Origin of the sequence: Aliamphritea hakodatensis, assembly GCF_024347195.1 — a bacterium.
GTDB classification, from domain to species: Bacteria; Pseudomonadota; Gammaproteobacteria; order Pseudomonadales; family Balneatricaceae; genus Amphritea; species Amphritea hakodatensis.
Genome location: NZ_AP025281.1, coordinates 2523827 through 2546087 on the forward strand (window position 1 = coordinate 2523827; position 22261 = coordinate 2546087).

Genomic DNA, 22261 nt, shown 5'->3' on the forward strand with positions numbered 1-22261 from the left:
GCGTTCAGAACAATGACTGTTGTGCGGCTGATGGCGATGGTGGCTCAGGATCAGCGGGCGATATGATGATTGTTTCATCAGGTGAGATTAGCAGGGGCTGCAGCTCGTCAGCCTTGGCATTCAGCCAGTAGTGGATGTGTTCAGGCTGAATCAGCAAGGGCATCCGGTGATGATATTCAGCACAGGTGGCGGTGGGGGCTATGGTCATAGTCATCAGCTGAGGTAAGTGCTCATCAGCACCCGGGTACCAGAAGCCTGCCATATACAATGCAGATTCATCTTTCTGGCGGAAGAAATACTTCTGTTTTCGGCTGCCGCCTTCATTGCGCCACTCAAACCACCCGGAACAGGGCACCACACAACGCCGGTGGGTGAACGCCTGCCGGAATGTACTCTTCCCGGTCACCGTCTCCGCTTTGGCATTGATCAGTAATTTGTTGGACCACTGCGGATGAATCCCCCAGGTAGCTGAAAGCTGCTGTAACTTCCCTTCCGATGAAATCAGGGTTTCGACCTGTTGTGTCGGACACAGGTCTTCATTGGTGTCTGCTTCAAAATCACAGTCCAGTTCTTCACTGACCTGTTTCGTAAGCTTCTTGCCTTTGACGGTAAATCGGCCGCACATAACTTGGTTCCGGGCTGAATGCTGATTGCCACAGTATAACGTGGCGGCGATTGATTCGTCAGGAAAGAAGAGATGAATAGCGGGGATGAATAAGCGGCTGGAGGGTGCCGGTAAGAGATGCAACCGCTGTTAGCGGCATGCATTTAAACCTGAGCACGGGCCAGCAGAAGCGCCGCTGTACAAGTATATTTATACCGTTATCTTTTGTAGTAAAAATATTCAAAGCCTGCAGTGCTGCCCTGTGATCAGCAGGGAGGGGCTTTATCTGGGTTACAGAAGAATTCCCCGCTATTCTTGTATTGTCAGGTGCCAGTAAACATAATGGCCTGCGAATTTTACGGCGGATATGTCTATGTTACTTAAATCTGTGATTTTTCTGGTGGCCGCATTGCTGATAACTATGTTCGTTAAGGGCTGGTGGTCACATAAGGGCAGTGCGCCGGGTCTTCACAACGGTCAGTTGGCGGAATGCCCTGATACACCAAACTGTATAAACAGTGAAAGTTACAGCCCTGAAACAAGGGCGGATGCGAAAGTTGATCCTGTGCCGTTACCGGATAAACCACTCTCTGAGTTGCAGCTTGATATTATTAACACGCTGGACCGGATGGGAGCCGGTAATCCGGAGTGGCAGGGCCATTATCTCGCAACCCGCTTTACCAGCCTGATTTTCCGTTTCGTCGATGACTTTGAATTACGGATTGATGAGTCAGAAGGGCTGTTACATATCCGCTCTGCTTCCCGGGTGGGTAAAAGTGACTTCTCCGTGAACCGTAAGCGTTATGATGCCTTCCGGGCACATCTGACAGAGGCGGGATGGTAATGTCAGCAAGACGATTTCTGAACGGTTATCCGGTCCACCTTCAGGAGCAGGCGGAATCGCTGTTGCAACAGAATAAGCTGGATGAATATCTGAGTAAGCGTTACCGGCCGGGGCATGAGATCCGACAGGCCAAAGCGCTGTACGGGTATGCCATGGATATCAAGCAGACCTGTCTGCGTCAGTCTCCGGCGCTGAGCAAGGTCATTTACGACGACAAAATTGATGTCATTCATAACGCGCTGGGCCTGCATACCCAGATCGCCCGGGTACAGGGCAATAAGCTTAAATCCAAGCGTGAAATCCGTGTCGCAAGCCTGTTCCGTGATGCGCCTGAGCCTTTCCTGAAGATGATTGTGGTACATGAACTGGCGCATCTGCGGGAGAAGGATCATAACAAGGCGTTCTATAAGCTTTGCTGTCACATGGAGCCGGATTACCACCAGTTAGAGCTTGATTTACGCCTGTATCTGACCCTGCTTGACCATCAGGGCCATGTTAACTGGTGACGTCCTGCGCAAATAATTTTGTCCCCCAGCGACCCTGAAGTCCTTAACAGGCAAAAGCTTGTCGCAGATCAACCGCTTTGTCGAAAACGGTCATTTCCCGTCATATACATGTCGTTAACTGCAATCATCTGAATCACGTAACTGCCTAGTATGGTGCGGGCATTTTTGCGGCCTGGCGCTTCGGTTAGGTCTGTCGTTCAAAATTGCCAATAATAACAACAAATTGGAGTCGTTTATGTACGATAACTCTAAAAGCTCGCAAGGCTCTGGTACGGAATATGATTCCGAGTATCAGATAGGGCAAAGTAACGTCCAGATGATGGGTATGGATGTCCATAATCCGGTGTTTGCGATCAGTGCTGTTGCTATCCTGCTTTTCATTGTGTTTGCCCTGATTTTCCCGGCTGATGCAAAAGAAATGCTGGTTGGCGCACGTACCTGGTCAATTCAGACGTTCGACTGGTTATTCATGATCGGTGGTAACGTTTTCGTCTTGTTCTGTTTAGCTTTGATTTTCCTGCCGGTCGGTAAGGTAAGGCTTGGTGGTAAATCAGCAAAAACTGATTTCAGCACCATTTCCTGGTTGTGCATGTTATTTGCTGCCGGCATGGGCATCGGTCTGATGTTCTGGAGTGTTGCTGAGCCTGTTGCGTATTACACCAACTGGTACGGCACGCCTCTGAATGCGGCGCCAAACACCCCTGAAGGCGCTTCTGCGGCGATGGGCGCGACCATGTTCCACTGGGGCATGCACCCATGGGCGATTTATGGCGTTGTTGCGCTGGCTCTGTGTTTCTTTACCTATAACAAAGGTCTGCCACTGACGATCCGTTCTGCGTTCTACCCACTGCTGGGTGACCGCGTATGGGGTCCGATTGGTCACGTCATCGATATCGTTGCTGTACTGGCGACTATCTTTGGTCTGGCAACCTCTCTGGGCCTTGGCGCAAGCCAGGCGGCCGGTGGTCTGAACTTCCTGTTCGGTATCGAAAACAACATCTCAACCCAGATCGGTATCATTGTTGCGGTAAGTGCGATTGCTATCTTCTCGGTTGTTCGTGGCCTGGACGGTGGTGTGAAACTGCTGAGTAACATCAACATGATCATCGCGTTTGCGCTGCTGATGTTTGTTATTTTCGCCGGTTCTGTGACTGCTTTCCTGTCTAACTTCTTCGGAATCCTGGGCAGCTATGCAGAAAACATTGTGCCGCTGAGCAACTGGGTTGGCCGTGAAGACGATACCTGGTTCCACGGCTGGACTGTGTTCTACTGGGCTTGGTGGATTTCCTGGTCTCCTTTCGTCGGTATGTTCATTGCGCGTATCTCGAAGGGCCGTACTGTACGTGAATTCATGATCGCAGTACTGCTGGTTCCGACTCTGGTATCTGCAGTGTGGATGGCAGCCTTTGGCGGCAGCGCACTTGATCAGGTTCAGAACGGTGTGGGTGAACTGGCTAACGGTGTTGGCGACGTGTCACTGGCGATGTTCCAGATGCTTGATAACCTGCCTCTGGTAGAAATCACGTCCTTACTGGCGATCGTTCTGGTTCTGGTGTTCTTCATCACATCTTCTGACTCCGGCTCACTGGTAATCGACTCGATTACTGCTGGCGGTAAAGTTGATGCACCGGCACCACAGCGTCTGTTCTGGGCGGTACTGCAGGGCGTTATCGCCGGTGTACTGCTGTACGGTGGCGGCTCTGAAGCACTGACTGCTCTGCAGGCCGGTGCAGTAACAGTAGGTCTGCCGTTTACGGTCGTACTGCTGTGCATGTGCGTAAGCCTGTATAAAGGTCTGAAAGACGAACCACGTTAAGTGGGATCTGACTGATCCAATGGTGTTTATAACCGTTATAGGATGATCAGAATAAAGCCGGCGCAAGCCGGCTTTTTGCTGCCCGGAATATCCCTCTAAGGTCTTATCGGTAAAGGCATTTTCGGTGCTTTTTCCGGCCTGATATGACAATCATGTTAAAACTTCACATAGAGGTATTTATGTGACGCATTTAAGCATGTTTTTAAAGCCGTAAAGATTGCGGGTTCAGCAAGAAACCTTTACCTTTGCGCCCCATAGAAACGGTTCATTTCTGACCAGTTCCCCCGGCGCTTCCCGTCCGAAAAATTTACCTGCAAGACACGCTTTACTGGATACTCATCAGAGTGTTCAGGTGCCGTTATTGGTTTTAATCTTCGTTAAAATCTAATGGTTTGAGTGAGTTTTACTGAAGCAAGTTGTGCGGTAACGGTAAATAAACGGAAGCGTTTCAGGCTTAACCGGCTGAATGATCAGAACTGAACCTACAAACGGGGAGAATTCCCTTTGACGTTTCAGACCAAAACGCTATGTTTTCACAGAGATGTAATGCATCCGTTGTGACCGGCAATCTGTGCCCGGTCAGATCCACAGTATGCTGCGCACCTGGCTGAGAAAGCTGGCCTGAAAGGCCTGACAGTAAATATTAACGAATTATTGAAGTTGAGAATTCCTTAAGTGCGCGCAACTATTCTGCCATTGATAGCGTTGTTCACCAGCTGTTTCATTCTGTATCTGGGTAACGGACTGATAAACGTCTTCCTGCCGATACGGATGGAGCTTGAGAGTTTTGATGCTAACTCCATCGGTATGGTGTTATCGCTGTATTCTGTCGGTGCATTACTGGGCGCACTGTACAGCAAAGAACTGATTAAACGGGCAGGGCACATCCGCATGTTTGCCGGTTGTGTTGCCCTGGGTACCATCAGTGTTCTGATCTGCAGCCTGTATACAGACCCGATTCTGTGGGGGGCGATGCGGGTCTTTATCGGTTTCTGTAATGCCTCTGCCGCCACGGCCATGGAAAGCTGGCTCAGCGGCAGTTCGGACAAGCAGACCCGCGGTAAGGTACTCGGGGTATATAACGCAGTTGTGTTAGGCGGTCTGTTCCTGGGGCAGTTTCTGCTTAATGCCGCAGACCCGGCAGGCACGGTGCTGTTTGTGGCGACCGGTATTCTGCTGTGTACGGCCATTATTCCGATGGTGCTGAGTAAGAATAAAGGCCCGATCGTTGAAGATGTTACCTCAATGTCGATTAAGGACCTGTACAGAGCATCACCTCTGGGTGTGATCAGCTGTTTTGCTTCAGGTATCATTTATCAGGCTATTTTCAATATGCTGCCGATCTTTGCCAACGACTTTGGCATTGTAAATTTCCAGCTGTCCCTGTTTATGGGCGCGGCGATCTTCGGTGCGTTCGTACTGCAGTTCCCGGTAGGCTATCTGTCAGACCGCTTTGACCGCCGGACTGTGCTGATGTATCTGCTGTTAATTTCCGCCGGTGTCGGCGTGATCGTATCGGTATTTGCACCGCTGGATCAGATCTGGATTGCCTACCTTGGAGCAGCCGTTACCTGCGGGATCATTGCCTGTACCTATCCGTTAAGTGTCTCGCAAACCTTCGATACGCTGAAACAGAACCAGATGGTTGCGGCCTCCGGCAAGCTGATCGTTATCTTCTCCATTGGCGGAATCATGGGGCCTTATATCGCATCCATGACGATGGATGCCTTTGGCAGCACCGCGCTGTTTTACTTCCTGGGCATTGTCCAGTTCTGCCTGGCCGGTTTTGTTGCCTACCGGATGACCGTACGGGATGCATTGCCGGTAGAGCAGCAGGAAAGTTTCGTTATGCAGGCCACCGGTACCAGTGTGGCGGTAGAGCTGGACCCGCGTACTGAGTATAAAGAGCCGGTCATGCCGATGAGTAAAGAGGCAAAAACGGCCGTGGCGATTGCTGAGGTTGATCCGGCGGCGGCGGTGAAGATGGCCCGTGCCATTGCGATGACTAATCCTTCCAAGGGCAGTGAAGTGGCCGCGGCGGTTGCTGATGTGCAGGGTATCGATGTACTGCGCCTCTATGAAGTCATGAAAGAAGTGGTGCCGTATCAGATTCTGGACATCACCCGCTCGATTGTTACCGCCAAACCCGAACTGGCTTACGAACTGGTGACCAAGCTGGCTGAAACCCATCCTAACCAGGTGGTTTCCATTGCGGCAGAAATCGGCCGTGCGCTGCCGGACATTCGGGTGGAAATGGCCCGGGTAGCCGCTGAAGCGGCACCGGAATCGGTTACCCAGGTAGCTGAATATTATGCTCAGGTACTGGCAGAAGAGCTTGAAGCAACCCGTCCGGCGGATATGGTAGACGATACCAGTGTTCAGGATGCGGCGGACATCGCCAGTGAACTCTGGGATGCAGCTCCTGAACAGGCAATGGATGTTGCCGTTGCCATGGTGGATGCCGTACCTGAAGCGGCGGTATCCGTCACCGAAGGCTTTATGGCCAATGCCATGCCGGATGCAGAAGAAAGCGCTGAAACAACCACAGAACAGCAAGACGAAACCGAAGAGTTGTCGGAAGCGGAACAGAACGCCCAGAACGATACAGTTGAACTGGTTACCCGTCTGGCTGAAGTTGCGCCAGAGCAGGCGGTTGATGTGGCGGTAGCAGCCGTTGAAGCCATGCCGGAAAGTGCTGCAGACGTTGCTGCAGGTGTGGCCGCAAGCATGGTCAGCCATCAGGTTGATGATGAACAGGCTGCCGAAGAGACTGAACAGCGTAACGACGTTCAGGACGATGACCAGAGTGAAGAACAGACTGGCAACGAGGCCGCGGTTGAGCTGGTACACCGTATCAATGAAGTGGCACCGGATCAGGCCGCAGTAGATGTCGCGGTGGCGGTCGTCGAAGCCATGCCGGAATCCGCCGCAGACGTTGCGGCTGAAATTGCATCTGAAATGGCCAGTCAGCAGGAAGATGCGGATACGGAATCAGTTTCTGACACTGACACTGACACCGGCGAAGATGCAGATAAAAACACCGACGCTGAATCCGTCAGCATAGCTGAGGATGAACCCTCAGCAGAGGCTGTCGCCGATACTGAACAGGGCATATCCGATAACGATGCGGCGGTCGAGCTGGTACAGCGGATTAACGAAGTGGCACCGGATACTGCGGTAGATGTCGCCGTTGCCGTTGTTGAGGCCTTACCGGATGCAGCAGCGGATGTTGCGGCAGGCATGGCCGCAGATATTTCAGCAAGCCATGAAGAATCTGCAGAAGAGGATGCTTCTGCTGAAACAGCAGCCAGCTCTGAATCTGCAGAAGAACATGACGCTGAGTCCACCGCTGAAGAAGACAGCGAAACCGTCAGCGAAGCAGCGGTAGAGCTGGTACAGCGGATTGCAGAAGCAGCCCCTGAAAACACGGTTGATGTTGCCGCGGCGGTTGTGGAAGTTCTGCCTGAGTCAGCGTCGGATATTGTAGACGCCATCAGTGCCGGTGATGAGTCTGTCGACGGTGAATGGGCACAAAGTATCGATGACGGGCCGGAGCAGCAAGCGGAAGACACCGAAAACGGAACCGATAAACCCGCCGGCTAAGGGCTGTTTGCCCTGAGCTGATCCGGCCGCTGCAATTGCAGTTATCCGGGCAGGGCTTATAATGCCGTCACTCTGAAATCGCCGCCTTTGCGGCGATTTTTTTCGCTTACAGAAAGGACCGTCTCATGTCCCGTATCAGTATCTATACCGACATCATTCCTCAGCTAAGTAAGCTGCTGGCCCGGATACCGGAGCTGGAGGATCAGTTAAATCTGCTAAGCACAATAACTGAAGGACAGGGGCCGCTCAGTCAGGAACACTGCCACTGGGTATTATGGGCCGCTGTACACGCATTGCGTGATGACGTCGTTATGGCGTGGGCCAAACAGCAGTTTGCAGAACCGGCTGAAGAGATAAGCAGGGGGGCCATACTTGCCAGCAGCCGAATGGCAGTGACCAATCCTTATTTTATGGCACGCAATATTCAGCCCCTGCAGGCCGGCGGCAGTCTGGAAAGCCTGCAGATGCGTCCGTTCCATACGCTTAACGTCGGCAATGCCTGTGGCTATCACTATGCCTGTGTCGCGGTGGCGGCGATTAACGGTGGCTTTGTTTGCTATAACAGTCATCTTCAAAGCCTGCGGGAACAGGGCGAAAGCGATGCGGCAATTGATCAGGCGCTGCGACTGGTTGCCGGGCTTATGAGCATACGGCAGATACTCTTTAATGCACGACATTTCACGGCTGAAATCCGCTGAGGGATGCGTCATCTGAACGGCAGAACAGAGCGGAAATCAGGTTGCCAATCGGAAACCTCTGAGTGACACAGGAAATGCAATTTCCGGCGTTTTTTTTGATGAAGCATTTAATAAAAAACCGCCCGCAGCCCTTGGCTGGTCAGGGCGTAGCTGAAAAACGTTAAAAGTCTGTCGCTATTCGGTGAAAATAATTTTTAATGTCGCTATTTGATAAAATCTCCGGCCAAGATGTCGCTTTTTCGTATTCGACTTTCAGGGGAGTGATTAATATATCTCCTCATCTTATCCGCTGCGGAAAGATCAGGGGCAAACAGGGCATTTAAAAAAATCATGTAAGCCCGGTTTTCTGATCGGAAACCTTCCGGGTCTGCTATCAGATTCTTCTTAAGCGATACGGTTAAGCTGTTTACGGATAAATAGCATCAGGTTCAGATTTTAAAGTCTGTAAAGACTTAACATTGAATTCTTGGGAGTACCCGGATTCATCTCAGGGTATGAATTGAGTGTTGCTGTACACTGCTGGCTGACTGACAGCCGAGAGTATCGCACTTCGGAAATGTATCTTCACAGGTTAACCCTGACGGGTTACGGCCAGTGCCGGCTGTTTGCCTGAATATACAAAACCACGGGTGCAGCAGAAGCGTAAATATCTGAATTAATAATAATATTAGTGACTTGTGTCGTGCGGTAACGACCAAGGGGCGTCTGAGAGGGCATACTATGACTTCAGTTGTTATGCGACACCCTTTTAAAGAAACAAAAGAACAGACCCGTGTGGGCTTTCTGTTGCTGGACAATTTCACCATGATTGCCCTGGCTTCAGCGGTTGAACCGCTGCGCATGGCTAATCAGTTATCCGGTGAAGAACTGTACAGCTGGCATATGATTTCTGAAAATGGTGAGCAGGTTCGTGCCAGTGACGGTCTGTGTTTTACACCGGATGCCAGCATCAGCCATGCACCGGACGTGGATATTCTGATCGTTGCCGGCGGCGTAAACATTACCCGCAGCTACCGGCCCAAACAAATCAGCTGGATACAGGCTCAGGCCCGTCGCGGCATCGTGATCGGTGGCATCTGCACCGGCCCGTACGCGCTGGCACATGCCGGTCTGCTGGACGATCACGAATGCAGTGCTCACTGGGAATGTATCGCTGCGCTGCAGGAACGCTACCCGAAGGTTCGCTGTAATAACCGCCTGTTCACCATTGATCAGAAGCGTATGACCTCTTCAGGAGGCAACACTCCGATGGATATGTTCCTGCATCTGGTGGCATTACAACACGGCGCCAAGCTTTCCAGTGCTGTTTCAGACATGTTTGTCTGTGACCGTATCCGCAGCGAGTTTGATCAGCAGCGTATCCCGCTGCGTCAGTTGCACAACAATGGCCAGCCCAAGCCGAAACTGGTGGATATTATCGAACTGATGGAAGCCAACCTGGAAGAGCCGATCGAACTGGATGAACTGGCCCGTTTTGTAGACGTATCCCGCCGGCAGCTGGAGCGTATGTTCCATAAGTACCTTAACTGCTCGCCATCCCGTTACTACCTTAAGTTGCGTCTGGACCGCGCCCGTCAGTTACTGAAACAGTCGAGTATGTCGATTGTGGAAATTGCCAGCGCCTGTGGCTTTGTCTCGACACCGCACTTCAGCCGCTGCTACCGGAAGCACATCGGTATTTCTCCCCGGGACGAACGTAAGCGGGTCTGGGGCAAAGGGCATGAGACGGTGATGGGCGATCCCGCTGCAGATGAACAGCTGATTGCGCGGGCTGCACGTTCGTCTTCAGCGCTGTCTGAAGCCCAGGCAGAACCCAGCTTTGGTTCCGTTACACTCTGATACAGAACAGGTTAATAATAACCCGGACAGCTTAACGGCTCTCCGGGTTTTTTGTAGCCGTAGCTGCTATGATGCCGGCTCACAGGATTCATAAGGATTGATCACCCATGCCCCATTGCATACTTGAGTGCAGCCCGGAGATTTTAAAGCACTGTAACCAGCAGGTGCTGATGCAGCACTGCTTTGATGCTGCCGTTGCCAGTGGTCTGTTTTCGCCGGAGGACATTAAGGTGCGAATCCTGCGTCTTGAAAACCAGCAGGTGGGCGAAACCGCGCTGACACAATTACACACTGAAGTTAAAATTCTTGATGGCCGCACTGCAGAACAGCGCAAGCACCTGTCTGAGAAAGTGCTGCATGGGCTGCACACTTACCTGAGTGAGGCAGGGCTTAGCCAGGTATCCCTGAGTGTTGAAGTCAGTGAGATTGAACGGGCAAGTTACTCAAAGATCATATTGTAAACACTGATTTGAGAGTGTCTCCGTAATCGGTTGAATTTAAATGATTTTAAGGAAGCAATTGATGTTTTTTTCTAAGCGGCTATCGGTGTGTGCCGGGGTAGTATTCAGTACTGTATTTGCCTGTACAGCCCTGCAGGCTGAAGAGATTGGCAGCGTAGATACGGTATTCAAACTGCTGGGGGCGAATCATAAGATCGTCATTGAAGCCTTCGACGACCCAAGAATTCCCGGGGTAACCTGCCACCTGAGCCGGGCGAAAACCGGTGGTATCAGCGGCAGCCTGGGTCTGGCGGAAGATACCTCTGATGCGTCCATCGCCTGCCGCCAGGTTGGTCCCATAACTTTACCCGCCGATCTCAAAAACGGGGAACGGGTGTTTAAACAGAAAACCTCCATCCTGTTCAAAAGCATGCAGGTGGTTCGCTTTCTGGATCAGAAGCGTAACGTACTCATCTATCTGGTGTATTCCGACAAACTGGTAGAAGGTTCACCGAAGAACAGCATTTCCAGCGTGCCGATCCGGCCCTGGTAACAGGGTTAAACCGGGCAGAAAATATCTGCCCGCTGTGCTTTAATCCTGCCTTTAACGTTTCAGGTCGCCACGCTGATTATCCGCCCGGTAAGAAGGCCCTTCAGAGTGATAGTGCCAGCCGGTGAGGGTGCGTTCGTTGCTGCTCATCCGCCAGCTGAGCATCTTCTGTGCGTATTTCAGCGCCACCTGAGCATAATCGGGATTGTCCGCCAGGTTATTCAGTTCGCCGGGGTCTGCCTGCATATCAAACAGCAGTGGTGGTAGCTGATTAAAGTGCACATATTTGAACTCTTCATCCCTGATAACCGCCAGGCTGCACTCATCCAGATTCAGCCCCAGCTGTGATTCAGGCCCGCCGCTGACAATATCTCTGAAGTCATGCTCCCAGTGAGCAGCGGAACGCCAGCTTATATTTGTTTGCCCGGCCAGAAACGGTTGTAAGCTGTAACCGTCGCACTGCAGGGGAATATCAGCCCCCAGCAGATTCAGTACCGTTGGCATAATGTCGATGTTTTCAGTAAAGCGGCTGACCTGCCTGCCACGTCCGGCATCCCATTCATTGCCAGGGGCACGGATGATCAGCGGAATGTGGTAAGACTGGTCAAAGAAGCCCTGTTTGTCCGACAGGTAATGATCCCCGAGCTGTTCGCCGTGATCACTGCTGAACACAATGAGGGTATTTTCCAGCAACTGATGTTCAGCAAGAAAGGCGTAAAGTTCGCCGAACTGGGCATCTACTTCGCTGATCAGGCCGTAATAGGTGGCCCGCAGCTGGCGCAGCTCTTTCTCAGGCATATCCGGCCCCAAGCCTTTACCGTCAATCACATTCCAGTACTTATCCTGGGCCAGTGCGTTTCGCAGATAAAAATCCACATACGGGTGCTGTTCCATTTCCTGACCGATGCTCCCATGCCTGACCGGCATGTCTACGTCTGCAGGGTCATACATGCTGTTATAGGGCTCAGGGGCCACGAAGGGCGGGTGGGGCTTAATCCAGGACAGATGGATGAACCAGGGGGCGTCTTCCTGTTGGCTAATATAATCCTGCGCCTGTTGTCGCAGAAACGCCGTTTCGGTTTGTTCGGCACTGTAGCAGGGTATGCCGTAGGTAGCGCCCCGGTCTGCATCGTCCGGTTGTTTCAGCGGCGTATATATACTGTGAAAGTCACTGGCATCCGGCACACTTACCCCTTGTTTAACCAGCCAGGCGAACCAGTTAAGCGGGACCTCGGTTAGCAGCTCTCCGACATCATAACCGGGCAGCACCGTTTCGTAGCTTTGAAAATCCGGTGAATTATCTTCAAGGGTAGCCGGGTCCAGCGCCGTATCCGTATAACCAAACAGGGCTGGCTCAAAATCCAGTTTGCGGGCCTCCTGTGCCAGGTTGGTAAAGCGCCGGTGAAGCGGCGTTCCGTTGCGGCACACCCGGTGATTATGCTGGTACATGCCTGTATGAATAGACGCTCTGGAGGGGCTGCAGGGTGTTGCCTGGGAGTAATGACGGGTAAAGGTGACGCCTTCACTGGCCAGCCGGTCGAGATTCGGGGTTTTAACAACCGGGTGACCCAGGGCTGAAAGGCAGGTCCCCCGCCACTGGTCAGCGGTGATCAGCAGAACATTTTTTATCATGACAATAATCCGGACAGTCTATGGCGTTACCCGGCATCATACCTCTGGTCTATACCACAGAAAAGAGGGTGAGGCCCGCTGTCACAATATCTTCAACAGAATGTAATACAGGCCAAACCAGGCTGAAACCGTTACACGGGGAAATGCTAAACGCCGGAAAACTGATCCGCCAGCCAGCGCCATACTTCACGGCCGGCAGGGGGTAACTGCGAACTGCCCGAACAGAGTGCAAAAAAACCTTCATCCGTAACGCAACGGGGTAAACCCAGGTCGGAAAGAGTGCTGCTGGCAGACTCATGTTCCATAAAACTGCTGCGTGCCAGCACAATACCCAGCCCCTGCGCTGCCATCTGGTAGGCAATGATGGAATTATCGACAGACCGCTGTGGCCGGTTCAGCAATGCCGGCTGGCCGGTCTGCTTGGCATACCACTGCCAGCCGGAACGGTAGCCCAGAACATTGATCAGCGGCAGCTGTGGGTGATCTTCAACACCCTTACCCACGGCAGGGTACAGTTCATCACGGGTAAGCCGCATGGCGCTGAAGCCTTTCCACGGCCCCATGCCATAACGGATATCGATATCACCGCCAACCGGTTCACGGTTAACATCCCAGACGGTATGGGTCATTTCCATTTGCAGGTCAGGTAAACGGCGGTAGAGATCCGGTAAACGCTGGCTGAGTACCCAGTGCGCGAAACTGATATTAACCCTCAGCTGTAACACACCGCGCTGCCGCAGCCCGAACAGGTCCTCAGTGGCACCGTCCAGAGTATTCAGGGCAGCCTGAACCTCCACAAGGTAACGCTCGCCAAGCTCCGTCAGACTAATACCGTGAGCTTCCCGGTTAAACAGCGGTTGATTCAGCGCCTGCTCAAGCGCCCGCATCTGTTTACTGACAGCCGCCTGGGTCAGATTCAGGGTTTGTGCTGCTTTGGTGAAGCTGCGCTGTTGGGCGGCGCAGGCAAAGGTACGTAGCCAGTGAAGCGGGGGATGTGGATTCATCGCTGATTATTGCCTGTCATGTCATCTGTAGGAACCGGCAACCGGGAAATATGTGGCTGAGTCAGTCACCATAGCCGGCAGAGTCTGTTTCATATCTTCGCAAGAATTCTGCTGACAGTCCGTACACAAACCTACAGATACTGTTGTGTTGTTAACAGGGTATATAACACTAAAATCTGAGCGGTCACAAATTTAGCGCATACAGAATAATGATAAAAAACAGCGACCTGTTTAAGCTACATTCTCGATATGTAACCAGTTTAGGTTACATTCGATAAAGGTAACCAAGACAGGTTACTCTATAGCTGATATTCGACTCAGATACTTTCAGGCCCGGATACCTTATTTCCTTATCATCCCGCTGAAATTCTCCGGACAGTTCCCTGAAAGCGCAGGTAAATACAGTCGCAGGGCAACAGGTAATTGCGAATTATTATTACTTGCGATTACAATGCGTCCTCACTGAGTAATTATCCAACCCCGGCAACCAATAAATGACCAGTTCATATTGTGATTCACCGCTGCATCAGGAAGAAGCAGGGGATGCTTCCGGGCACCAGGAAGCATCCGGTAAACAACAGCGCAGCGCAGATGTCAGCGAGCTGTACAGCACCTATCGGCAGGATCTTTTACTGCACCTGCAGTCAATGGTTAAAGACAGAGACATAGCCGAAGAGTTGCTACATGACACCTTCATCAGGGTATCCAGAATGCCTGCTATCAGTGCGATACGAAAACCCAGACCTTTCCTGATTAAGACGGCAAGAAACCTGGCGCTGGACTATTTGCGGCAGCAAAAGGCCAGGCCAGCAGCTGATATGGAAGACATTGATACTGAATTGATGGCTGCAGATCCGGAACACCTGGAGCAACTTATTAAAGAACGCCGGCTGCAGCAACTCAAATCTGCGGTTGCCGGGCTGCCACCCCGGGCCAGGGAAGCGCTGATGTTAGCCAAGTACCGGGAAATGCCCCTGAAAGAGGTCGCCAGAGAAATGGAGATATCTCAGACAATGGTTGAAAAACATCTGAAAACCGCTCTGCAAAAGTGCCGGACAGCACTGATCTCAGAATCACATTAGTTTGGGTATCACAATGACAAGACAAGAACTACAGCCTGCCAGCCCGGTATTCGAGCAAGCCAGCGACTGGTTTTTAAAACTGCAGAACAGTGCTGATCCTCAGCTGCTGACTGAATTTCAGAGCTGGCTGGACAGTGATCCTGACCATGAGGAAGCGTATCTTGAAGTGCTTTCCCTGTGGCAGGAGCTGGATCAGCTTACGCCTGACGCTGATGAAAAAACTGTTGCACCATTAGATTCAGGTGTTGCGTACGTCACAGCTCTGGAAGAGAAAAGCAATTTAAAAACAACAGGTCAAACGACTTACATAAAGCGCTTTACACAGGCATTTGCCCTGGCTGCCTGTGTGGCACTCGTAGCGGTGTTAACGCCGGTACATGTTTGGCAGCCCGCTGACTATTCAACCGCCACGGCTGAACAGCGAATCATTGAACTTGATGACGGCAGCAAGCTTCATCTTGCAGCACAGTCCGCTGTGAATGTTGATTACACGGCCTCCGGGCGGCAAATTGAACTGCTGTACGGTGAAGTTTTTTTTGAAGTGGCCAGTGATCCCCGGCGACCATTCAGGGTGCAATCAGAAAATCAGATGGCTCAGGCGCTGGGCACGGCCTTTAATATCCGGCTACTGGATAACAACATCCAGACCACGTTAACCGAAGGCACGCTCAAACTTGACCTTGATGACCAGGCGACGGTGATCATTAATGCCGGCCAGCGGGTTGAATGGGATGGCACAGGTAAACACCGGCTCCTGAAAGGGGATTATCCGTATCTGCCCAGCTGGAAACGCAATATCGTGCGTCTGGACCGTATGCCACTCAATGATGTGGTTGAATTGCTGAACCGCAATTACACGCCGGTATTCCGTATTGCTAACCCGAAACTAAGGGAAGAAACCCTGCAGGGAACCTTGCCGCTGAATAATCTTGAAACAGTGATGAAAGTGCTGCAGGGCGCATTAAATCTGGAGTTTACAAGGGTTTCAGATCAGCTGATTTTAATTTATTAAAATCTTTTTACAAAAAGAGGTTGGGTCATCCCGGGCTGCTCCGTCTTATTAGTACAAATAATCTGAATGACAACGATTTGCATTCATTAGCAGTAAGACAATTTGGAGTACCGGATGACCCTTCCGCGTTTCACAGCCCTGTATACCGCGATGCAGGCACGCCACAAATCTGATTACAAACAGCTCCTCGCCAGAGGCGTATTTTGCTCGGCCGTCCTGACAGCCGCATTACCTGTACAGCAGGTGACCGCAGCGGATGCGAACCTGCAGCAAAACTACCGCTGGAATATACCGGCGCAGCCTCTGAATGTATCTATTACTGACCTGGCAGAACGGGCCGGGCTGGTAATTCTGTTGCCACCGGAACAGTTCAGCAATGTAAATGCCAGTGCGTTACGCGGCGATATGACCGTGACAGCCGCACTGGAGCAGTTACTGGACGGCACCGGCTACACCTATCAGGTTGATAACGGCAACACCCTGATCTTGCGGGAGGGCAGCAGTGATCTGCCTTTAGTCAGGCCCGAATCTATGGTGGTAACCGGTAACTGGCTGGACAACGTAGGCGAAACTACGGTGCACGAATTCCCCGGTGCCCGGAATATCCTTACGGCTGAAGAGATCGAAAAATCCGGTGCATCATCCCTGACTGAGGCCTTCCGCAAGATCCCCGGGGTTCAGGTGCGCATACCTTCAGAAAGTTACGGCGCCAATCATGCACTGAGTGTGGGTGTACGGGGCCTGAAATCCCGCTTCTCAGAAAAATCCACCATTCTGCTGGACGGTATGCCGCTGGCATTTGCGCCTTACGGGCAGCCACAGTTATCCATTGCGCCAGTCGGCTTAGGCAACCTTGCCGCCATTGATGTTGTTAAGGGCGGCAGCTCGGTACGTTACGGGCCGCAAAACGTGGGCGGCATCATTAACTTCGTCACGCCGGAAATTCCGGAAGAACTCACCACCCGCCTGAAGCTGCGTACCGAAGGTGCCGTCGATGACGGCCGTGGTGGCATGCTCGGCCAGACCAATCTGTTTATTGGCGGCGCAACCGGTGAAAGCACTGGCCTGGCGCTGATGTATTCCGGCAGCCACGGCAGCAGCTTCCGGGAAAATTCTGATGAAAGCATCGATGATTTGATGATCAAGGCTGAAACCTGGCTGGATGACAAACAAAAACTGGAAGGGCATATCCGCCGTTTCCAGGCCGAAACAGACATTGCCGGCGGCCTGAACGAAGCTCAATATGCGGAAGACAGATATCAGTCCCGTTATGACAATAACCACTTCGACGGTGACCGCACTGAAGCCCGGGTGAAATACACCAACTTCATCAGCGATACCCAGGAATTTGAAGTGCAGGCGTTTGCTTCAAACACCGCCCGTCTTTACGGCCTGCAATTCAACCCGGATAACCGTCAGCGCTACGACGAATGGGACCGTGAATACGACGTATACGGCGTCGAACCCCGCTACAGCCAGGTATTCGAAGCAGGGGACACAGAGCACGAAGTTTCCGTGGGTTACCGCTTCATCAAGGAAGAAGCTGACCTGACCCGCCACCGCTGGAACGGTTTTGCCGCGGGCAGCGATCCAAGAACGGTTGCCGGCGTACTGCGCACCAAAGATAAAGCGGGCACCACAGCACATGCAGTGTATGTGGATGACCGTATCAGCTTTGGTGACTGGATCGTCACCCCGGGTGTACGGGTGGAAGATGTTGAAGTATTCCGTGACAGTAAGATCCGTAAAAATGTTGCCAACGACTTCCGTAATGAACAGAGCTATACCGAAGTGCTGCCATCTCTGAGTGCCAGTTACCTGCTGTCACCGGAAGTCACCCTGTTTGCCAACTACAACACCTCGTTCGGTACACTGCAGCACCTGCAGCTGGCAGATACCACCGACAATGATCTGGAACCGGAAATCGCCAAGACCATTGAACTGGGTAGCCGTTACCAGAAAGGTGGCCTGAGTGCAGAACTGACCCTGTTTAACATCAACTTTGATAACAAACTGCAGTGGGATGACACCCTTGAGCACCACGTCAACAAAGGTGAAACCCAGCACTACGGTTTTGAAATGGCCGCGGCCTATGCGTTTGAGAACACCGGCATGAGCGTATACGGTAACCTGGCGTATACCGAAGCGGAGTTCAAAGATGGGGACGTAAAAGGCAATGACCTGCCGTACTACTCTAACTGGGTGGGTAACCTGGGTATGCAGTATGAAACAGGACCCTGGACTTACAACCTGGAAGCGTACGCTCAGTCCAAACAGTACACCGATAACGAAAACACCAAAGATCTGACGGTAGTGAACGACACATACTACCGCGGTGAGATGCCAAGTTTTGTTATCTGGAATACCCGCGCCAGCTATCAGTTCCAGCCAGCCACCCGGGTATCCTTCGGCGTCAAGAACCTGTTCAACGAGAAGTATTACTCTCTGAGCGGTCCTGATCAGCCATACGGTGCCGGCATCAGCCCCGGGGCACCGACAACCGCTTATCTGGAACTGGAAATGGAATTCTGATCTTTACATCAGTTAAGCACCCGGCAGCCCGGCGCTTTCAGCGTGCGGGCTGCCTCTGTTTTTTGCTGCACGGATACACCCATGAGATATTTTTTTAACGCCGCCGTTTTACGGTTTTTGCTGTTGTCTGTCTGTACGTTGCTGTCACTGTACAGCGCGGCACGTACCGTGACGGATCAGGGAGACGGACTGAACATTGAAGGCATACCGCAACGGATAGTGGTGCTGGAATATTCGTTTCTTGACGCCGTGGTGCTGGCAGGTATCAGCCCCACGGGCATTGCCGATGATCAGCGCCCGGAACGCATCCTGCCTGAAATCCGCCAGCAACTGGACGACTACACCTCGGTGGGTCTGCGTGGCCAGCCGGATCTGGAAACCATTGCCAGCCTGAAGCCGGACCTGATCATTGCGGATACATACCGGCACGAAGCCATTTACAAAGAACTGCAGAAAATCGCCCCGACCCTGTTATTACGCAGTTACGGTGCTGAATATACTGATTTGCTTGAAGATACCGTCACCATTGGTGCTGCGCTGGGCAAACCGGATGAAATTAACCGGGCGCTGGCCCTGCATAACCGGCGGATGGACGACTTAAGCAAGCAAATCACCGCGGGGGCCGGTGCCGGTATTAACGGCCAGTCATTACTATTTGCGGTTACCAATCACCGCGCGATGACCCTTCATGGCAGCAAAGCCTTTGCCAGTGGTGTGATGCGACGGCTGGGGCTGCAGCATGTCACACCGGTGAACGATGAAGGTGCATACATCCAGGTCGGCTTTGAACAACTGCTGGAAATGAACCCCCAATGGCTGATCATCGGTGATTACAGTGAAGCGCAGGGGGGCTCGGATATTCTCAACCGCTGGCAGCAACACCCGCTGTGGCAGCATCTGAACGCTGTTAAGTCTGGTCATCAGGTTCAGGTAGACCCTAAAGTATGGGCACTTGGCCGTGGCGTGATGGGGGCAGAGCGGATCGCTGCAGATCTGAGCAGGGCGCTGAAACAACCATGATTTCCCGTGTGTATCTAAGCTTTGTGCTGGCGGGGGTGTTTCTGCTTGCCGGGCTCGCCGGTGCGACCGTCGGAGGCTCTGCTTTCGAGCTGCATTTCTCACAATTGGGCGACGTGCTGCTGAGCTATGTCAGCCCGCATTTGGGGCCGCAGAGCCCGAATGGTGATCTGGGGGCACAGCTCATCGCAACTGTCAGGCTGCCACGGGTACTGATCGCCGCAGGTGCCGGGGCTGCGCTGGCCATGGCCGGTACACTCATGCAGGGCCTGACCCGTAATCCACTGGCATCTCCGGCACTGTTTGGCATTAATGCTGGCGCAGCCTGCATGATGGTACTGGCACAAACCGGTGTACTGCCGGTACTGAGTGACTTCCCCCTGATCATCAGCACGGCCCTCGGGGCCGCGCTGGCCGGCATTCTGGTGCTGGCACTGGGCGGTGGTCTGAGTGGCAGGCTGCATCCCACCCGGATGGTACTGGCCGGCGTTGCCTTAAGTGCATTACTGCTGGCGCTGACCCGGGCATTACTGATTCTGGATGAACAGTCACAGGGGGTGCTGTCATGGTTGGCCGGATCGCTGACCGATACCGGCTGGGACCACTGGCAGCAACTGTGGCCCTGGTTGTTGTCTGGCGGATTACTGGCCCTGCTACTCAGTCAGAAACTCAATCTGCTGGCACTGGGGGATGATATTTCAACCGGGCTTGGCGCACCGGCATTACAGATTCGTCTCTGGGCTTCACTGGCCGTCATCATGCTGACGGCCAGCTGTGTTGCGATCACCGGGCCGATTGCCTTTGTTGGTCTGCTGATTCCGCATCTGGGGCGAAATATTGTTGGCCATGACTACCGGATATTGCTGCCGTTCTGCGGATTATTGGGGGCTGGCCTGTTGAGTTGGGCCGATCTGATCTCACGTTATATGGCATTTCCGTCGGAAACCCCGGTGGGTCTGGTAACAGCATTATTAGGTGCGCCGTGTTTTATCTGGCTGGCCAGCCGTCGTAGGGAGCATGGCCGATGAAGACTCAGCAACTGATGTTACCGGTTATCCTGCCCGGGCTTCTCTTTCTGGGCGCATTGGCCGGTCTGTATCTGGGCAGCCTCAGTTTCACTGAAGCGATGGCGCTGGACGTGATAGTCGGGGATTTACGCTTTGCCCGGGTGCTGATCGCCATACTGGCTGGGGCCGCGCTGGGTATGTCCGGCTGCCTGATTCAGGGGGTCGTCCGTAACCCGCTGGCAGCACCGGACCTGATTGGCGTCAGTGCCGGGGCAGGTGTAGCTGCTACTGCGTTGTTGTTACTGTTTCCGCAACTGTCGCTGCACTGGCTGATTCCGGCAGCAATTTGCGGTGCACTGGCAACCCTGTGGCTGTTGTTCCGGCTGTTACGCAATGATGCCCTTAGCCCAACCCGGCTGGTGCTGACCGGCGTCGCTCTGAGCATCTGGCTGTCTGCGTTAACCGACTGGCTGCTGGTCAGCCATCCCCAACAAACCAATACAGCGCTGATCTGGTTAACCGGCAGCCTGTGGGGCCGGGGCTGGGATCAGCTCTGGGTGTTACTGCCGTGGTTCGCGGTGCTGTTGCCGGTCAGTCTGATGCTGGCGCTGCGGCTGGATCTGCTGGCGCTGGGAGACGACGCCGCCGAAAGTTTGGGTGCCGGCGTACTGAACACCCACAAAACAGCACTTTTGCTGGCGGTTGCACTGGCGGCCATCAGTGTTGCGGTATGCGGCACCCTGAGTTTTGTTGGCCTGATTGCACCCCATCTGGCCCGTTTGCTGGCAGGGGGTAATCATCTGAGGCTGTTGCCGGCCGCCGCCATGATCGGCGGATTGCTGGTACTGGTTGCTGATATTCTGGGCCGAACCCTTGCTGCACCACTAGAACTGCCGGCAGGGGTATTCACATCACTGATCGGTGCCCCGTATTTTCTGTTTCTGTTAACCCGCTACCGAGGCTGGTAATGGCATACCTGAGTATAAATAACCTGTCGTTTACTTATGGGAACCGGCCGGTACTGCAAGACCTTAATCTGGATATCCCCCAGGGGAAAATTACCGCCCTGATCGGCCCGAATGGCTGCGGTAAATCAACCTTACTGAAATGTATCGCCCGGATTCTGCAGCCCCAGCAAGGCGACATCACGCTGCAGGGCGACAGTGTTCACCGGCAAGACACCCGCCAGCTGTCACAAAAGATGGCACTGTTACCGCAGGCTCCGGTAACCCCGGAAGGTATCAGCGTCAAAAACCTAGTGGGCTACGGCAGGGCTCCCTGGGGCAACCGCTGGGGCCGTCTGAGCACAGGTGATAAAGAAATTGTGGCTCAGGCTCTGGCAGAAACCGGACTGTCTGATCAGGCCGGCCAGACAGTTGCCGAGCTTTCCGGCGGCCAGCGCCAGCGCGCCTGGATCGCCATGATCCTTGCCCAGCAGACAGATCTGGTATTGCTTGACGAACCCACCACCTGGCTGGACATCGCCCATCAGGTAGAACTGCTGCAACTGATGCGTAAGCTGAATAAACAAGGGAAAACCGTCGTTGTGGTACTGCACGACCTGAATCAGGCCTGCCGCTACTGCGATGAACTGGTCGTACTCAGGGAAGGGCGGTTACAGGCGCAGGGCGCACCGTCAGAAGTCTTTACCCGGAAACTGCTGGAAGATACCTTTTCACTTTCTGCAGAAATACATCCTGATCCGGTATCCGGCACCCCCAGTCTGTTTGCGTTGTAACAGTCTGCAAAGCAAGGATCCGGTCCCGTTAACCTGTCGGGTAATGCGTATTCAGTGTTCATTCTTAAGCTCGTAAAAACGAAACTGATCAGGCCGTTGGAGTAAAACAACTGCCCGTAAACATTAACGTTAACAGGCATTCCTGGGAGTGGAACAAAACAAGACTGATGACAGGTTCCTAAGCATGCCTGAATGCGCTCAGTGAGTTATCCAGCAGAGTTTTAATACGCAGCCACAGGCCATTGCTATACATAGGAATGGCAATTTGCAGCTCTGTGCCATTGAGCGTCTCCGCAATGATGATTTCGCCGTCCAGTTTTTTCTCAACCATATTCCA

At 52.9% G+C, this 22261-nt stretch carries 19 protein-coding genes; 15 read left to right on the top strand and 4 right to left on the bottom strand.

Features of this window, described 5'->3' with window-relative positions; all coding sequences use genetic code 11:
• Positions 1-4: 4 nt before the first annotated feature.
• Positions 5-625 carry an SOS response-associated peptidase gene (locus PCI15_RS11590; protein WP_271274498.1) on the bottom strand — a complete coding sequence of 207 codons (621 nt, stop codon included), beginning with the start codon at positions 623-625 and terminating at the stop codon, positions 5-7.
• A 352-nt stretch (positions 626-977) separates the two neighbouring features.
• On the opposite strand from PCI15_RS11590, the gene PCI15_RS11595 reads away from it, so the two are divergent.
• The 8 genes from PCI15_RS11595 to PCI15_RS11630 all read left to right on the top strand — a co-directional run bounded on the left by PCI15_RS11595 (position 978) and on the right by PCI15_RS11630 (position 10903).
• Positions 978-1448, top strand: a complete 471-nt coding sequence (locus PCI15_RS11595; RefSeq protein ID WP_271274499.1) for a DUF1499 domain-containing protein — start codon at positions 978-980, stop codon at positions 1446-1448.
• On the top strand, positions 1448-1954 hold the full coding sequence (locus PCI15_RS11600; protein ID WP_271274500.1) for a M48 metallopeptidase family protein: 507 nt from the start codon (positions 1448-1450) through the stop codon (positions 1952-1954). The genes PCI15_RS11595 and PCI15_RS11600 overlap by 1 nt, the downstream gene beginning before the upstream one ends.
• Positions 1955-2189: 235 nt before the next feature.
• Positions 2190-3770 (top strand): BCCT family transporter, encoded by a 1581-nt coding sequence (locus PCI15_RS11605; protein ID WP_271274501.1) that lies wholly within the window; start codon positions 2190-2192, stop codon positions 3768-3770.
• 675 nt (positions 3771-4445) lie between these two features.
• Positions 4446-7373 (top strand): MFS transporter, encoded by a 2928-nt coding sequence (locus tag PCI15_RS11610; protein WP_271274502.1) that lies wholly within the window; start codon positions 4446-4448, stop codon positions 7371-7373.
• 125 nt (positions 7374-7498) lie between these two features.
• Positions 7499-8071, top strand: coding sequence for a carboxymuconolactone decarboxylase family protein (locus PCI15_RS11615; protein WP_271274503.1), 573 nt, complete (start codon positions 7499-7501; stop codon positions 8069-8071).
• Between the two features lie 720 nt (positions 8072-8791).
• Entirely contained in the window at positions 8792-9910 is a 1119-nt protein-coding gene (gbdR, locus tag PCI15_RS11620; protein ID WP_271274504.1) for a choline metabolism transcriptional regulator GbdR, read from the top strand.
• 107 nt (positions 9911-10017) lie between these two features.
• Positions 10018-10371, top strand: coding sequence for a 5-carboxymethyl-2-hydroxymuconate Delta-isomerase (locus tag PCI15_RS11625; RefSeq protein WP_271274505.1), 354 nt, complete (start codon positions 10018-10020; stop codon positions 10369-10371).
• Between the two features lie 61 nt (positions 10372-10432).
• Entirely contained in the window at positions 10433-10903 is a 471-nt protein-coding gene (locus tag PCI15_RS11630; RefSeq protein ID WP_271274506.1) for a CreA family protein, read from the top strand.
• A gap of 51 nt (positions 10904-10954) precedes the next feature.
• Here PCI15_RS11630 and PCI15_RS11635 read toward each other — a convergent pair whose 3' ends face one another.
• Together PCI15_RS11635 and PCI15_RS11640 are read right to left on the bottom strand one after the other, a co-directional pair.
• Entirely contained in the window at positions 10955-12532 is a 1578-nt protein-coding gene (locus PCI15_RS11635; protein ID WP_271274507.1) for an alkaline phosphatase family protein, read from the bottom strand.
• Positions 12533-12678: 146 nt separating this feature from the next.
• Positions 12679-13536 carry a LysR family transcriptional regulator gene (locus tag PCI15_RS11640; RefSeq protein ID WP_271274508.1) on the bottom strand — a complete coding sequence of 286 codons (858 nt, stop codon included), beginning with the start codon at positions 13534-13536 and terminating at the stop codon, positions 12679-12681.
• Between the two features lie 494 nt (positions 13537-14030).
• On the opposite strand from PCI15_RS11640, the gene PCI15_RS11645 reads away from it, so the two are divergent.
• The 7 genes from PCI15_RS11645 (at position 14031) to fecE (ending at position 21924) form a co-directional block, all read left to right on the top strand.
• Positions 14031-14618 carry an RNA polymerase sigma factor gene (locus PCI15_RS11645; protein WP_271274509.1) on the top strand — a complete coding sequence of 196 codons (588 nt, stop codon included), beginning with the start codon at positions 14031-14033 and terminating at the stop codon, positions 14616-14618.
• Positions 14619-14631: 13 nt separating this feature from the next.
• Positions 14632-15630 carry a FecR family protein gene (locus tag PCI15_RS11650; RefSeq protein ID WP_271274510.1) on the top strand — a complete coding sequence of 333 codons (999 nt, stop codon included), beginning with the start codon at positions 14632-14634 and terminating at the stop codon, positions 15628-15630.
• A 114-nt stretch (positions 15631-15744) separates the two neighbouring features.
• Positions 15745-18162: a TonB-dependent siderophore receptor gene (locus tag PCI15_RS11655; protein WP_271274511.1), complete on the top strand. Its 2418-nt coding sequence runs from the start codon at positions 15745-15747 to the stop codon at positions 18160-18162.
• An 81-nt stretch (positions 18163-18243) separates the two neighbouring features.
• A complete protein-coding gene (locus tag PCI15_RS11660; protein WP_271274512.1) occupies positions 18244-19182 on the top strand; it encodes an ABC transporter substrate-binding protein in 939 nt (312 codons plus the stop codon).
• The gene (locus PCI15_RS11665) at positions 19179-20207 is read left to right on the top strand and encodes a FecCD family ABC transporter permease (RefSeq protein WP_271274513.1); all 1029 of its coding nucleotides are present in this window, start codon (positions 19179-19181) and stop codon (positions 20205-20207) included. Before PCI15_RS11660 ends, PCI15_RS11665 begins: the two co-directional genes overlap by 4 nt.
• On the top strand, positions 20204-21154 hold the full coding sequence (locus PCI15_RS11670) for a FecCD family ABC transporter permease (protein WP_271274514.1): 951 nt from the start codon (positions 20204-20206) through the stop codon (positions 21152-21154). The genes PCI15_RS11665 and PCI15_RS11670 overlap by 4 nt, the downstream gene beginning before the upstream one ends.
• On the top strand, positions 21154-21924 hold the full coding sequence (gene fecE / locus PCI15_RS11675) for a Fe(3+) dicitrate ABC transporter ATP-binding protein FecE (RefSeq protein ID WP_271274515.1): 771 nt from the start codon (positions 21154-21156) through the stop codon (positions 21922-21924). The genes PCI15_RS11670 and fecE overlap by 1 nt, the downstream gene beginning before the upstream one ends.
• Positions 21925-22102: 178 nt before the next feature.
• On the opposite strand, the gene PCI15_RS11680 is transcribed toward fecE, so the two are convergent.
• Positions 22103-22255, bottom strand: a complete 153-nt coding sequence (locus PCI15_RS11680) for a hypothetical protein (protein WP_271274516.1) — start codon at positions 22253-22255, stop codon at positions 22103-22105.
• Positions 22256-22261: the final 6 nt, after the last annotated feature.

Bases quoted from the DNA above. Each gene is read 5' to 3' on its own strand.
- PCI15_RS11590 (WP_271274498.1), bottom strand. From the start codon at position 625: ATGTGCGGCCGATTTACCGTCAAAGGCAAGAAGCTTACGAAACAGGTC.
- PCI15_RS11595 (WP_271274499.1), top strand. From the start codon at position 978: ATGTTACTTAAATCTGTGATTTTTCTGGTGGCCGCATTGCTGATAACT.
- PCI15_RS11600 (WP_271274500.1), top strand. From the start codon at position 1,448: ATGTCAGCAAGACGATTTCTGAACGGTTATCCGGTCCACCTTCAGGAG.
- PCI15_RS11605 (WP_271274501.1), top strand. From the start codon at position 2,190: ATGTACGATAACTCTAAAAGCTCGCAAGGCTCTGGTACGGAATATGAT.
- PCI15_RS11615 (WP_271274503.1), top strand. From the start codon at position 7,499: ATGTCCCGTATCAGTATCTATACCGACATCATTCCTCAGCTAAGTAAG.
- gbdR (WP_271274504.1), top strand. From the start codon at position 8,792: ATGACTTCAGTTGTTATGCGACACCCTTTTAAAGAAACAAAAGAACAG.
- PCI15_RS11625 (WP_271274505.1), top strand. From the start codon at position 10,018: ATGCCCCATTGCATACTTGAGTGCAGCCCGGAGATTTTAAAGCACTGT.
- PCI15_RS11630 (WP_271274506.1), top strand. From the start codon at position 10,433: ATGTTTTTTTCTAAGCGGCTATCGGTGTGTGCCGGGGTAGTATTCAGT.
- PCI15_RS11635 (WP_271274507.1), bottom strand. From the start codon at position 12,532: ATGATAAAAAATGTTCTGCTGATCACCGCTGACCAGTGGCGGGGGACC.
- PCI15_RS11640 (WP_271274508.1), bottom strand. From the start codon at position 13,536: ATGAATCCACATCCCCCGCTTCACTGGCTACGTACCTTTGCCTGCGCC.
- PCI15_RS11645 (WP_271274509.1), top strand. From the start codon at position 14,031: ATGACCAGTTCATATTGTGATTCACCGCTGCATCAGGAAGAAGCAGGG.
- PCI15_RS11650 (WP_271274510.1), top strand. From the start codon at position 14,632: ATGACAAGACAAGAACTACAGCCTGCCAGCCCGGTATTCGAGCAAGCC.
- PCI15_RS11655 (WP_271274511.1), top strand. From the start codon at position 15,745: ATGACCCTTCCGCGTTTCACAGCCCTGTATACCGCGATGCAGGCACGC.
- PCI15_RS11660 (WP_271274512.1), top strand. From the start codon at position 18,244: ATGAGATATTTTTTTAACGCCGCCGTTTTACGGTTTTTGCTGTTGTCT.
- PCI15_RS11665 (WP_271274513.1), top strand. From the start codon at position 19,179: ATGATTTCCCGTGTGTATCTAAGCTTTGTGCTGGCGGGGGTGTTTCTG.
- PCI15_RS11670 (WP_271274514.1), top strand. From the start codon at position 20,204: ATGAAGACTCAGCAACTGATGTTACCGGTTATCCTGCCCGGGCTTCTC.
- fecE (WP_271274515.1), top strand. From the start codon at position 21,154: ATGGCATACCTGAGTATAAATAACCTGTCGTTTACTTATGGGAACCGG.
- PCI15_RS11680 (WP_271274516.1), bottom strand. From the start codon at position 22,255: ATGGTTGAGAAAAAACTGGACGGCGAAATCATCATTGCGGAGACGCTC.